Origin of the sequence: Nodosilinea sp. LEGE 07088 (genome assembly GCF_015207395.1) — a bacterium.
In the GTDB taxonomy this organism is placed as follows: Bacteria; Cyanobacteriota; Cyanobacteriia; order Phormidesmidales; family Phormidesmidaceae; genus Nodosilinea.
Genome location: NZ_JADEWX010000373.1, coordinates 1 through 1,391, shown reverse-complemented (window position 1 = coordinate 1,391; position 1,391 = coordinate 1). Strand labels below are relative to the sequence as shown.

The window sequence follows — 1,391 nt, the reverse complement described above, 5'->3', positions numbered from 1 at the left end:
AAAACTAGAGAACCACATCGGGGCTATCTGGCTGTTCATCCATGACTACAATCGCCAAATCAGACAGAAGCTGGCAGAGCAAGGCGACCTCGTTTTTTCCTCTGTCCTGCAATGAAATGTACTACCCATTATGCAAACGATGAATAGGATTTAACCGATGAGTCTTGTTTTAGAGCGTGAGGCTCCTCCTCTTCACGAGGATGAAACTGGAGCAGTTCGAGTTGGCAATTCAAGAGTCTTGCTGGAAATTGTAATCAGGGCGTTCCAGGATGGTGCCTCCCCTGAATCCATTGTCAATCGTTACGATACATTATCTTTATCCGATGTTTATAACACGATTGGCTATTACCTTCGGCATATGGATGCTATCGAAGCCTATTTGAATCGAAGAGCAAAGCTGGCTGAGTCCGTACAGCAGCGTTTATCTGCAACTCAACCTGATTTGAGTCTCATTCGCTCACGTTTGCTATCTCAACAGAATCTCTAGCAACGGATATGTTGAGGTTATTGAGTGATGAAAACTTTAATGGCGACATTGTTCGAGGCTTAAGACTTCGTCAACCCAATCTTGATTTGATTCGAGTTCAAGATGTTGGTTTGAGAGAAGTAGATGACCCAGCAATCTTAGCCTGGGCTGCGGATCATGGACGTATCCTCCTCACCCATGATCGTGCAACGATGCCAGATTTTGCTTATGAGCGCTTGGTTGGAGAAGAACCTATGCCAGGGATGTTTGTGATTAATGATCGAATGCCTATTCGACAAGCAATCGATGAGTTGTCACTGCTGGTAGATTGTAGCGAACAAGCAGAATGGAAAGATGTAGTATTGTATTTGCCCCTGTAAAGGAAAAGTTGACCTCAAGCACAGCGTACATAACAACGCCCATGCACACCGACCGCCAAAAATGGGTCGATGTAATGCAAAAGTTATCTACGGCGGGTGATGGGCAACGTTAGACCGACAAATCGAGGCTGATTTGATGTCTATCGAACATGGATAAAGCTTTGTGAAGTTAAAAATAGTTTTTAGAGAAAAAATACGTAAAATCTAGTAGCCATCATACTCAAAAAGCTTGGAGAAAATAGGATAAATGAAATGGCGGCCAGACTTGTATGACAAGTTTCAATCAGAACGCTTGATGCCTATGAAGGATATAGTACCGTTTTTAGAAATTCGCCACAATCTAGAAATTATTGACTTAGGATGCGGATCTGGCGCTCTCACTGAATGTCTTGCAAAAATGTTTCCTAGCAGTTCAATCGTAACCGTCCCTCAGCGAGCGTTTTAAGCTAGGCAAAGCGGTTCAGGGTGATCTACCAGCGGGGCGTCCTGCTCGGGTTCAGCCTGAGGAAGTAAGGAGGGCGTAGGCCGGTTCAACCGGGCAGCGG

Annotated in this window: 3 protein-coding genes; all 3 read left to right on the top strand. The window is 44.8% G+C overall.

The window, feature by feature from the left end; all coding sequences use genetic code 11:
• Nucleotides 1-157 precede the first annotated feature (157 nt).
• The 3 genes from IQ254_RS31085 (at nt 158) to IQ254_RS34165 (ending at nt 1,291) form a co-directional block, all read left to right on the top strand.
• Nucleotides 158-487, top strand: a complete 330-nt coding sequence (locus IQ254_RS31085; RefSeq protein WP_193969993.1) for a DUF433 domain-containing protein — start codon at nt 158-160, stop codon at nt 485-487.
• 8 nt (nt 488-495) lie between these two features.
• Nucleotides 496-846: a DUF5615 family PIN-like protein gene (locus tag IQ254_RS31080; protein ID WP_193969992.1), complete on the top strand. Its 351-nt coding sequence runs from the start codon at nt 496-498 to the stop codon at nt 844-846.
• A 247-nt stretch (nt 847-1,093) separates the two neighbouring features.
• Nucleotides 1,094-1,291 (top strand): rRNA adenine N-6-methyltransferase family protein, encoded by a 198-nt coding sequence (locus IQ254_RS34165; RefSeq protein WP_193969991.1) that lies wholly within the window; start codon nt 1,094-1,096, stop codon nt 1,289-1,291.
• Nucleotides 1,292-1,391 lie beyond the last annotated feature (100 nt).

Excerpts from the sequence above, each read along its gene's own strand:
- IQ254_RS31085 (WP_193969993.1), top strand. The coding sequence starts at position 158 with ATGAGTCTTGTTTTAGAGCGTGAGGCTCCTCCTCTTCACGAGGATGAA.
- IQ254_RS31080 (WP_193969992.1), top strand. The coding sequence starts at position 496 with ATGTTGAGGTTATTGAGTGATGAAAACTTTAATGGCGACATTGTTCGA.
- IQ254_RS34165 (WP_193969991.1), top strand. The coding sequence starts at position 1,094 with ATGAAATGGCGGCCAGACTTGTATGACAAGTTTCAATCAGAACGCTTG.